8 protein-coding genes and 3 pseudogenes are annotated in these 10,686 nt (G+C 43.1%); 2 read left to right on the top strand and 9 right to left on the bottom strand.

Features of this window, described 5'->3' with window-relative positions:
* Window positions 1-200, bottom strand: a pseudogene (locus ICN40_RS09530) (IS110 family transposase); the annotation flags it as partial.
* Window positions 201-281: 81 nt separating this feature from the next.
* Between ICN40_RS09530 and ICN40_RS09525 the strand changes: the two are divergent.
* Together ICN40_RS09525 and ICN40_RS09520 are read left to right on the top strand one after the other, a co-directional pair.
* Window positions 282-554: pseudogene (locus tag ICN40_RS09525) on the top strand (integrase core domain-containing protein); the annotation flags it as partial.
* Between the two features lie 36 nt (window positions 555-590).
* Window positions 591-986: pseudogene (locus ICN40_RS09520) on the top strand (transposase); the annotation flags it as partial.
* A gap of 171 nt (window positions 987-1,157) precedes the next feature.
* On the opposite strand, the gene ICN40_RS09515 reads toward ICN40_RS09520, so the two are convergent.
* The 8 genes from ICN40_RS09515 to ICN40_RS09480 all read right to left on the bottom strand — a co-directional run bounded on the left by ICN40_RS09515 (window position 1,158) and on the right by ICN40_RS09480 (window position 10,627).
* Window positions 1,158-2,114, bottom strand: coding sequence for an amidohydrolase (locus ICN40_RS09515; protein WP_216243673.1), 957 nt, complete (start codon window positions 2,112-2,114; stop codon window positions 1,158-1,160).
* 18 nt (window positions 2,115-2,132) lie between these two features.
* Entirely contained in the window at window positions 2,133-3,194 is a 1,062-nt protein-coding gene (locus ICN40_RS09510; RefSeq protein ID WP_216243671.1) for an isocitrate/isopropylmalate dehydrogenase family protein, read from the bottom strand.
* A gap of 20 nt (window positions 3,195-3,214) precedes the next feature.
* Window positions 3,215-4,189, bottom strand: coding sequence for a tripartite tricarboxylate transporter substrate binding protein (locus ICN40_RS09505; protein ID WP_216243669.1), 975 nt, complete (start codon window positions 4,187-4,189; stop codon window positions 3,215-3,217).
* Window positions 4,190-4,608: 419 nt separating this feature from the next.
* Window positions 4,609-5,583 carry a tripartite tricarboxylate transporter substrate binding protein gene (locus tag ICN40_RS09500; RefSeq protein WP_216243667.1) on the bottom strand — a complete coding sequence of 325 codons (975 nt, stop codon included), beginning with the start codon at window positions 5,581-5,583 and terminating at the stop codon, window positions 4,609-4,611.
* 14 nt (window positions 5,584-5,597) lie between these two features.
* Window positions 5,598-6,743, bottom strand: coding sequence for a tricarballylate utilization 4Fe-4S protein TcuB (gene tcuB / locus ICN40_RS09495; RefSeq protein WP_216243665.1), 1,146 nt, complete (start codon window positions 6,741-6,743; stop codon window positions 5,598-5,600).
* Window positions 6,730-8,163, bottom strand: a complete 1,434-nt coding sequence (gene tcuA, locus ICN40_RS09490; RefSeq protein ID WP_216243663.1) for an FAD-dependent tricarballylate dehydrogenase TcuA — start codon at window positions 8,161-8,163, stop codon at window positions 6,730-6,732. Before tcuA ends, tcuB begins: the two co-directional genes overlap by 14 nt.
* 100 nt (window positions 8,164-8,263) lie before the next feature.
* Window positions 8,264-9,148 carry a LysR family transcriptional regulator gene (locus ICN40_RS09485; RefSeq protein ID WP_216243661.1) on the bottom strand — a complete coding sequence of 295 codons (885 nt, stop codon included), beginning with the start codon at window positions 9,146-9,148 and terminating at the stop codon, window positions 8,264-8,266.
* Between the two features lie 435 nt (window positions 9,149-9,583).
* The gene (locus tag ICN40_RS09480; RefSeq protein ID WP_216243659.1) at window positions 9,584-10,627 is read right to left on the bottom strand and encodes an alpha/beta hydrolase; all 1,044 of its coding nucleotides are present in this window, start codon (window positions 10,625-10,627) and stop codon (window positions 9,584-9,586) included.
* Window positions 10,628-10,686 lie beyond the last annotated feature (59 nt).

Raw genomic sequence — 10,686 nt, 5'->3', positions numbered from 1 at the left:
GTTGCCTCAAACCCAATAATGCAAGGCGGCGGTAAGCTCTTTAGAAAAGCAATAAAACGATCATGATCGGCAGCAGAATTAGCCATCCGAAAATGCTGTCGTTTACCTTCTTTAGTCTCGCTTAACACGGTATTAAAGTCCTTGGCAATATCAATTGCAATCCATGCCCCATAGGGTTTATTGTTTAAGTGGTCAGCCATAGCAATACTCCTTATTGATGATCTCGCAATCACCAGCATGGCTTAAATTGCTGCGGCTGACTACCATTCTGCATGTACTATGGGCCGGAACTCGTCAGTGGCAGACTGATGGAGTGGGCAGCAAAGCATCAAATCCACATACAACATATCCAGCCAGGTAAACCACAGCAAAATGCCTATGTGGAACGCTTTAATCGTACCGTCAGATATGAGTGGCTATCTCAGCATTATTGGGAAAGCATTAACGAAGTTCAGGAGTTTGCAACGCAATGGATGTATAAATACAATCATCAACGTCCAAATATGGCATTGGGCGGCATTACCCCGAAACAGCGACTGGCCATGGTTGCTTAACTAATCCTACTTTTAGGCTCGGTTAAATAAGGGGGGATTACCACTTACGAGATTGCGCAGCGGCCACAGATCAGCTCAGTAATGCAGATGCTCAAAAGTGCCTTCAAACGACTCAAAAATGAAGACAAGCTAATATTGCACTCCGACCAGGGCTGGCAATACCAAATGGCACTTTATCAAGAGGCCTTAAGAGAGCAAGGGATTGCACAGAGCATGTCCAGAAAAGGCAACTGCTTAGATAACGCAGTGATGGAAAACTGGTTTGGGATTATGAAAACCGAGTTCTTCTACAGAAAGAAGTTTGAATGCATTGAATCCTTCAAGAAGGAGTTATGTGAATACATCCATTACTACAACCATGATCGAATCAAGCAAAAACTAAAGGGATTAAGTCCGGTAAATTACCGAACTCAATCCCTTCTGGTAAGCTAATTAAACTGTCCAACTTTATGGGGTCAGTTCATCCGGGTGGCTTTTTTTAATAGCCTAGAGCTCCATTCCTACCCCGGCAGATCTATTTGTTTATTGAGGCGGTGGCGGAAGATATGGGAGATTGCTTACGCACTTATTGTCACTAAATGAAAAACCTCTATTAAGTCCACTCTAGAAGCGATATAGACGCTCCGGATTGCTCACTAGTACTTTCACTAAATTTTGGCGATTTGGAATCCAATCCGGTAGTAAGTTAAAGACCCTCACGTCGTCAACAATTCTGTAAGGTGTTACTTGGGTTGCTGGAATGCCGGCGATGGTATTGGTATGGGGCCAATCACTTGCCCAGAGCATGCGATCAGCATTGGTTTCTACGTAAAGCTGAGCCAAATCTTTTACTTCAGAATAGTCAGGGCCCGCTTCAGAAATTCGATAAATACCAGATAACTTGATATAAATTTGGCCTGACTTAGCTAGATCCAAAATCACAGGTAACTCTACTTGTTTCTCAAAGCCCTTTGCTTTGATGGAGGCGAAGTGATCAAAAACAACAGGCACCGGAAGAGTGTAGATGGTATCGGCTATGCCGGCAATAACCTTAGCTGATGCGTAGATCTGAATATGTAGCCCAAAATCTTTTATACGCTGCGCCAAAGAAATTAATTGTTTGCGCGCCACTTCAGCATCAAAGATGCCGGAGGTAGAGAGATTCATGCGAACACCGCGGGCACCCATAACAACCATTTTGGTCAAGTCTTGATCGGAAGTTTTCTCATCAATCACAATCACTGCACGAGCAGAATTACCCATCTCTTCAGTAGAGAGTAGCTGGAAGGTGTTATCTGTACCATAAAAACTAGGCTGAATTAATACCACCCTGGAAAGATGTAGTTGCGTGAGATGTTTTCTGAGCTCAGGTACTCCACACTCAGGTGGGGTATAAACTCGATCTGAAACCATAGGGTATTTAGATTGGGGACCGATAACATGAATATGACAATCACATGTACCAACAGGCACATCAAAGTTAGGCTTCAATTGAGACTCCGCAAAAGATTCGGTAGAGAAAAGTGCACTACCCGCGAGTAGTGCAGTTGAACTGGCAATAAAATTTCTTCTAGTGATCATGGCCTACCCTTAAAAAAACTAGCCTTTAGAAAAATGTCTAACAAAAGAATCGCCTACTGCTTTGGTACCCAGGTTTCCGCCAATATCTCTGGTTACTTCGCCGGAGTCAATTAATAGCCCAACGCATTTTTCAATTGCTTTTGATGCATCAGTAAACTGAACTTGAGTAGTTTTTTGGCCATGCCAGTTCAAGAGCATGGCTGCTGATAGAACAAGCGAGAATGGGTTAGCGATATCCTTACCAGCAATATCAGGCGCAGAGCCATGTGCTGCCTGGCCCATGGCGTATTGCTCCCCAGCATTAAGCGAACCACCTAGGCCAAGACTGCCAGATAGCTCCGCCGTAAGGTCAGACAAAATATCTCCGAACATATTAGTTGTGACGATAGTATCAAAGCGTTCTGGTGCACGCACAACATGAGCCATCATGGCATCAACAATGAAATCATCAATTTGCACTTGTGGATAGTTTTGGCCAATGGCTTTGCAAATTTCGATAAACATACCATCACCAATTTTGAGGACGTTCGCTTTGTGAACAATGGTGATATGCTTTTTACGAGTCATTGCTAGCTCAAAAGCTGCTTTTGCAATACGTTCACAACATTGCCTAGTAATCCTTCTCAGAGAAATAACTACATCAGGTGTAATGAGCATTTCGCTGCCGCCAGATTCAATATTCCTATCAGCATAAAAGCCTTCAGTATTTTCTCGTACGACAGCTAGATCAAAAGGCTTTACGCAGGTCGGTACCTTTGGATATGTGCGCGACGGCCGAATATTGGCAAATAGATCTAATTCTTTTCTAAAGAATTTAGAGGGATTAATCTCGCCTTTAGACTCATCTTTGAAATCGTACGTTGCCATGGGTCCGAGCATCAGGCCGTTAGCCGCCTTTACTTTTTCAAGCAGTATTGAGGTAACGGTGCTACCATATTTTTCTAAGCTACTATGTCCAGCAATTTCTTGCTCCAGTTTTAAGCCTAAATTAAATTTAGCAGAGGCGTTCTCCAATACTTGAGTTGTCACAGCCATGGTTTCTGGGCCGATACCGTCCCCAGGAATAATGATGATTTTCATGTCTTCTTCTTAATTTGAATCTAGTCGTTCTTAATTTCAATGGTCTTAAATAGTTTGCTGTATTTAATAGTTTCACGCTTAATGAACTCCATAAACTCGGCTTGTGAATTTATCTTAATGAATAAGCCATCCTTCTCTAAGGGGCCGCTAAAGGACGGATCTTTTAATACCTCGTTAATTTCAGCATTTAAGTAATTTGCAACATAATCTGGAGTACCTACGGGGGCAAAAATACCTCCCCAAAGTGTAAAGTTAAATCCCTTAATGGCATCTTCGGATACGGTATGCACTTCAGGAAGAATAGCCATTCTCTTTTCGGAAGATACCGCAAGCGCTCTGAGAGTTTTGCTTTCAATATGAGGAATGACAGCGGGTGCGCTTGAGAAAAAGATATCGACATGACCGCCAAGCAAATCAGTCATTGCCTGCCCAGCTCCCTTATAGGGGGCATGCGCCATATTAATATTCATATCTTGCGCTAGAGATGCCGCAGCTAAATGTCCGGGCGTCCCACTACCCGATGAGGCGTAAGTCATTGAGCCTGGTTTTGCTTTGGCGAGCTTAATAAATTCAGGGAGGGTACGATAGCTAGAGTTTCCTGGTGCCGCAAGAATGAGAGGGGCATCTCCTATTAGTGCAACGGGCCTGAAATCTTTATTGGTATCGTAGCCCACATCCTTATTCACAATTGGATTGATCACCATTTCGCCAGTTTGGCCTAAAAGGAGGATGTAACCATCAGGTTTTGATTTGGCAACATATCTTGTGGCTAGGGCCCCTGTAGCCCCTGGCTTGTTTTCAACTACAAAAGTTTGTTTTGTGCGAATACTCAGCTTATCTGCTAATCGTCTAGCTAGAACATCACCCAGACCCCCTGGGGCATAGGCAACCACAATCGTTACAGGTTTATTAGGAAAAGGGGGCGCAGAACTTTGTGCGTTGCAATGTGAAATTAAGAATAGTGCGGTTAACAGCGCGCAAAAAATTGTCTTCATTCTATTGAGATTGACCTATGCAAAGTAGTTGAATGATCTTAAACCTGGCTCTAAAGTGTGGGAATGATTTATCGACCATAAATAGATATTACACAAAGATAAAACTCCCACATTTTCTGATGGACTCACTAGGTCTTGAATCTGAGACCAACGGACTGTGAGGGCAGACATTCAAGGAAAATTGCCAGGATTTCAATAGGCTACAAATCCTGATTGTCGGTGTGGGAATATTTTTGTGACTAATCTAACGAGAATATAAAAAGTATGATTTTACTTTTTGGCTTTCAAAACCACAGGATTTTTGGAGCAGCCATCTAACACTTCGTTTCTCCAAAATACCTTGTGAGAGAACAACCATTACTTTAAGTATCGCAAGAAAGAATATCCGAAGGTAGTTTAGGTGTATCCCCCACCTAATCTTATTCGCCTGTGATTTTCTTATCCTTTATTAGGCGACCCCAAGTTACTGATTCTTTAGTCATATAATTTGCCAGCTCCTCGCGTGAGGTGGGCATTGGCGTAAGGCCATGATCATTCAATTGCTTTGCTACATCAGGCGACTTCAACACTTTCACAATTTCTACATTCCAGTGATCCAATATCGGAGCTGGCACCTTCGATGAAGCAACAAAGGCATACCAATTAGTCGCATTAAAACCAGCGTATCCAGATTCGGCAATGGTTGGGATTTTAGGTAGCGATTTAAGGCGCTGCGGCCCCGTAACTGCCAAAGGAATCAGTTGCCCATTTTCAATATAGGCTTGAGACGTACTGTAGGTCGAGAAATATGCCGCAACACGACCACCTAGTAAATCTTGTAGCGCCGGCGCTCCGCCCTTGTAAGGCACGTGTACCGTTTGAATGCTAGCCATTTCGTCTAGCAATTCTCCCGCTAGATGCGATGCAGAGCCAGGTCCAGTAGATGCATATTCTAATTTTTTAGGATTTTTTTTAGCATAAGCAATGTACTCTGCAAATGTTTTTATTCCAGTACCTGAATTAACAACCAAAATATTTGGGAAGTTTACACCCATTGAAATAGGCGAGAGATCCTTGAAAGGATCATAAGACAACTTCATCATATGCGGTGCAATCGTGAGTGGCCCAACTGATCCAAACAAGATGGTGCTTCCATCCGTAGGTCCATTAGCAGCAAACTGATGGGCAATATTTCCACCTGCACCACCGCGGTTATCTACAACCACATTTGCGCCAATGTTCTCGCCAAGTTTTTTTGAGATGATCCGAGCCGCTGTATCTGCAGCTCCACCCGCTGCAAATCCGACGACCATAGTGATCGTCTTTTTAGGCGGAAACTCTTGAGAATATGCTGGGTAAGTAAGAAAGCTAAATGCAAGACTTAGGAATACATTAAGGATATTTTTCTGTTTCATAGTAATCATTTTTACTATTCTCCACTTAAGCCAAGCTTATTGGGTTGGCGTTTTTCAATTGCATTCTTTAAAAGTGCTGCAAGTCTATAGAATCCATGGGCAAATTTCCCATAAGGCATGGTTAAAAAGAGGCTCATCACAAAACCTAAATGGGTAGCAAGTAATGTAGGCATTGCACTAGTATTGCGATAGGCTAAGAGAGCTAATCCTGAGGCGCTAATGAAGAAAAGTAGCACAATAAATGCTCTATCCATTGGTTTTTGAGAAGCATCTCCATGCTCAGCACTTCTCTTGAAATTTAAATACAGTAGGCCTGCAGGTCCAATCAACAAACCAATACCGCCAAGCGTTCCTAAAATGACTGGAATACTATTGAGCGCATATGGAGCATGTAAATCCAGCAAGTAGTGATACAAAGTTGCTACGCTAGTAGCCGCAAAGCAAAGCATGAAGCCGTAAAAAGTGAAATGATGAAACCGCTTACGCCACAAGGTAAACGCATCGTCTTCGTTATTACAGCCCTCTCCATGACCACCGCCAAGATACTTCAAAGTTAATGCGTCATGTGTCGCTTCAGTTAGCGCACCACCCGAGACATTGCCGGGGGAAATGCCTCGCCAAAAGTTCTGTAGCCCAATAAATAAGGCAAGAATCGAAAATCCAAAAACCATCCCGAACATGATTACTAGCGTATTGTGAGAAAAGATGGCATAAAAATTTCCCTCAAGTGGCCTAGATATCAAGGTTCCATTTACTGCGAGTGTTAGCAGTAAAAATAAAATGAGTGAAAGAGATGCCGCCATAGAAACGGCCAACCCATTTACTTTATATAAAGAGCCAAAGGATTTTGGCCATGCGTATGCAATGTAAGTATCCTTACGAACTTCTGCCATTACTTTCGGAATATTCACGGCAAATTCATGTGGTGGAGCATATTGGCAAGCATGCAAACATGCTCCACAGTTATGACAAAGATTTGCCATGAAATTCACATCAGCAGGTAAAAACTCTATCCGCCTCGTCATAGCAGGAAAGACTGCACAAAATCCCTCGCAGTATCGACAGGAATTGCAGATAGTCAGCATGCGAGCCGCCTCTACTTCTGGCGCATTTGAGCCCAAAGCACTCGCTTCCAAAATTACGGCTTTAAGTTGCCGCATGGGAATGGTCCCTATGATGTAACGCTGCTTTTGCTGCTTCACTTCCTGCTATTCGCCCAAATACTGTTCCAATTGCCATGCCAATACCTGCCGCATAACCTTTACCCAATACATTTCCAGCCATCATCTCTCCAGCTACGAATAAATTTTCACTTGGTTGATTATTAAAACGAATCGCTGCAGTTTCATCGGTTTTTAAACCTAAGTAGGTAAAGGTGACGCCAGGTCGAACTGCATAGCCATAAAAAGGACCTTTATCTATCGGCAAGGCCCAATGTGTTTTTGGTGGCTCTAGACCTTCGGTGTGACAGTCATCCATGATCGTATGATTAAAAGTGCCCACTCGACATGCTGCGTTATATGCACTCACTGTTTGCACCAAGGCGCTTGGATCTATGCCAAGATTCTTCGCCAACTCTTCCAGGGTATCTGCTTTTTCACCGGGAAATACCGGTGGCATAAAACGGCCCAATACTTTGGAATCGATGATGGAATAGCCAATTTGGCCGGGCTGCTGAGCAACCAGTCTTCCCCAGAAGGCGTAACGCTTAGGCCAAAAGTCCTCACCCTCGTCAGAAAAGCGCTGTGCATTTTTATTAACAACAATTCCAAAAGAAACTGCATCAATGCGAGTACAAATACCGCCGTCATATAGAGGCGCTCGCGCATCTACAGCAACCATATGGGCCTGAGTTGGATCGCTCACTGAATCCGCACCCAGCCCAATCAATTGCTTAAGCAAAACACCCTTATTGTATTGGGTACCGCGTATTAAAAAGTTATCCGCTGGAGATTCACCATACTCATTGACACCCCAAGCCTCTTTCAGCCATTCGCGATTCGATTCAAAACCACCCGCAGCCAAGACGCAAGTTTTTGCCTCAATTCGTTCAATACCTACATAAGCGGCTATAAATTTTCCACTTTGGATTTCTAGTGAATCCACTGGTGAGTTGTAGCGAATTTCTACGCCCAACTTCTCGGCACTTCGGTAGTAGGCGTTCACTAAGGCTTTACCTCCACCCATAAAGAATGCATTAGTACGGGATAAATTAAGAGTCCCTGATAAAGGTGGCTGAAAGTGCACTCCATAATGCATCATCCATTTGCGACATTGAGATGAGGATCGTATGACATATCTAGCCAATTTTTCATCTGTCTTGCCACTGGTTACCTTCAGAATATCCTGCCAGTATTCTTCTTCCGGATAGGATTCCAGCATGACATCTTCTGGTTGCTCATGCATTGCACGAATGTTGCGGGTATGCGCTGAATTGCCACCTCGCCACTCCTTTGGGGCAGCCTCTAAAACCAATACAGAAGCCCCAGCTTCTCTCGCCATAAGGGCAGCGCAAAGAGCGGCATTGCCGCCGCCAATGACCAGCACATCTAGTGGATTTTGTTTTGTTTTAGAGCTCATTTTGGTAGTATCCAATATTACTTTTATATTGATAAGTGCAATATAAAATATAATTATTGCGATTTAAGCAATAATTCAATACCAGCACTCTACCGCCCTCTCAAACGCTCTTTTGAATCAATTTGAAGAATGCTTGGGCCGCTGGTGAAAGGCTAGTATTTTTATGTCGTAATAAAGTGACCTTACGCCTAACTAATGGCCCCTTAAGCTCAATCTTATGAATATGTGGTCGCTCACCATCGTTTAGCGTTGAAGATGGAAGTATTGCGCATCCGACTCCAGCAGCTACCAGGTTAATGGCGGTAGCGTGATGCTGCACCTCATAACTGCCACTCAAGCTAATACCATGTAGCGCAAGCTGATAATCCATCAATACTCTGGTGGCAGTAAAGTTACTGACCACAATTAAATCTGCATCGCGCATATCAGACCATGTAACGGATTTTTTATTCTTAAGCGTGTGCGTTTCCCGACATATGAAGACTAATGGATCATCAAATAAAGGTGTCTCAATTAAATCTGGGTGCTTTTCGCCATCTAATGCAAGCCCGATTTCTGCCTGATGATTTAGAACTGCTTTACGCACCTCACTAGAAGTGGCATCTAGTATGCGTATGCGATTATCTGGATAGAGATCAGCATATTGACGGATAAGTTGCGGAACCATGCTGACCGTTAAGCTGGGTATACAAGCAAGACTAAAGCTTCCCTTTGCATGTTGCGACATATCCTTTAGATGGCCAATCGCAGATGTCATTTCATTTACGATGGCACGAGCTTGTGGCAAGAACTCCCGACCCACTGCCGTCAACTCCACATGACGAGTTGTCCTGTCAATTAACTTTAGCCCAAGATAAGACTCTAGTTTTTGCACCCGACGTGTAAGAGCTGTTTGCGTAATATGCAACTGATCTGCGGCCTTATTAAATCCACCGAGCTCAGCTATCACTACAAATGCTTGAATTCCGTCAAAATCAATTTTCATATCTATTGCCTACATCCCCAATTTGGTGCCCGCATGCAAAAAAACTTATTTAAGCTAGTTTAGATCAACGTATAACTCGCTCCAATATCTAAGCGGCAACAATCTACAAGTAGTTCATTGCTCCATTGGCAGAACTACATATCTATTTAGGTTGTAGTGGCACAAATAGATAAACGACTTAGGGACTTTAATAGGCTAAAGCGCCTCATTTTCGTTGTGTAGCGTTTTGTGCAGTGGATTTATGAAACTATATAAAGCACTGACTCACTCTTAGGCTTTCAAAACCACAGGAACTTTGGAGCAACCATCTAGCACTTAGTTGCTCCAAAGTATTTAAGAGAAGTAAGCGTTACTTAAAGTAATGCTGAAAAGACAAAACTATGATCATAGCTAATAAAAGTTTTGTCTTCATTTATTAAAAACTCAAATCTGAAGTTATTTTTCTGGTTTAAATGAACTATCCAAGAACTGCTGGACTCCAGTGAACATCAACATACGATTCTTTTCCATAATGATGGTGTGAGTGCCTTCACTGATTTGCAACATGATTTTGTATGGTGCATTCTCCAGCTTAGTGAAATACTCGTACATCATGTAACTTGGCAAGTCGGCATCCCATTCTGCGTGCACTAACATTACTGGCACGCGTATCTCTTTAGGGTCATAAACAGGCGTGCCTGCCGTCCAGAATTCACGAGCATCTTGAACTGTGCCATTGGGGGCGCGTAATTTTTTAGGTTCCTGGGTTTTACCCCATGGATCAGTCTCAAATGTTGCCGCAGCCCATTTCTCAAACCACCCTTGTGGAATTAAGCTAGCTTTTGCATTTTCTGGAACGCCAGTCAGCCAGCGATTTTTGGCATCGGCTACCGAGGCAACGCGATAAGCGCCTAGCTGACCGCCCTTATCAGTCAATGGAGCACCGCCTTGACGCAACCATTGCGGAGCATATAAAACTAACTTATTTACCTTTTGGTTATTCTCGGCGGTGTACTTGCCCATGATGGTAGTTCCCCATGACCATCCAAGTAAATTCATCTTATGAATATTGCGCTTCTTCAGAATATAATCAACCGCACTCGAGACATCACTTACGGCAACATTAGTGCGTACTAAAGGAGGGTTTTGCTCGGCAGATTGATCCATCTCTGGTGGACGCGTGGATTTACCGTAACCACGCAAATCTACCAACCAAACATCATAACCTTTAGAGGCAATGTATTCCATCCAAGATGTGCCACCCAATGACAAATCAAAAGCGGTTTCAGATGGGTAGGTAGAGCCATGAACATAGAGCAATGTCTTGTCAGGGGAAAACGTTTTCATTCCCGCTAAATGCTTATTCCGTAGATAAAGAGAGATCCCAGGGGTATCACTCTGAATCATGTATTCATTCATCTCGATTTTCCCCGCAGCAAAGGCTTGGGAAAATCCCAAAAAAGCAAGTAAGCCAATAAAGAGTTTTTTATTGATTTTCATTTTGTCTCCAAGAATTTTTGTATAAGCTAATAATCTTTGCATGATATTACTATCAAGCG

Source organism: Polynucleobacter sp. Fuers-14 (genome assembly GCF_018882045.1).
Classification (GTDB): Bacteria; Pseudomonadota; Gammaproteobacteria; order Burkholderiales; family Burkholderiaceae; genus Polynucleobacter.
Note: the sequence above shows the minus strand (reverse complement) of the source record. Positions and strands in the feature narration are given on the sequence as shown.